Here is a 324-nt window from a genome sequence, read left to right as displayed (position 1 = left end):
AACAATTCCTAATTTTTCCAGCCAAGGTTCCTTCCATACGATTTATACAACTGGGAAAAATGATGGTTTCTATCGCTATGTGTTGAAAGCTCAAGAACTTAAGACACTTTCAGAAGTTCTCTATCGTCATGTAGAAACGACTCATCAGAAAATGGTGGACATGGATAGAGCCTTGGCTGTGCATATCACCAACCAGTTTTTAAACAGCCCTTCAACCAGTTCGGATGATAAGCGGTTTATCCGAGAACATCCAGAAGAGGCGGTGAGGTATATTCAGAGTGAGATGAAGAAGTCAACACCATCTTCAGGAGGTGGATCATGACA

General features: G+C 41.7%; 1 protein-coding gene. It reads left to right on the top strand.

Annotation, left to right across the window (positions count from 1 at the left end; genetic code table 11):
• The coding region (locus tag C1E99_RS14830) for a hypothetical protein (RefSeq protein ID WP_105207792.1) at nt 1-322 on the top strand (322 nt) is incomplete at its 5' end.
• Between the last annotated feature and the right edge of the window lie 2 nt (nt 323-324).

This window comes from Streptococcus suis (genome assembly GCF_002964045.1).
Classification (GTDB): domain Bacteria; phylum Bacillota; class Bacilli; order Lactobacillales; family Streptococcaceae; genus Streptococcus; species Streptococcus suis_U.
This window is presented reverse-complemented; position numbering and strand designations above follow the sequence as displayed.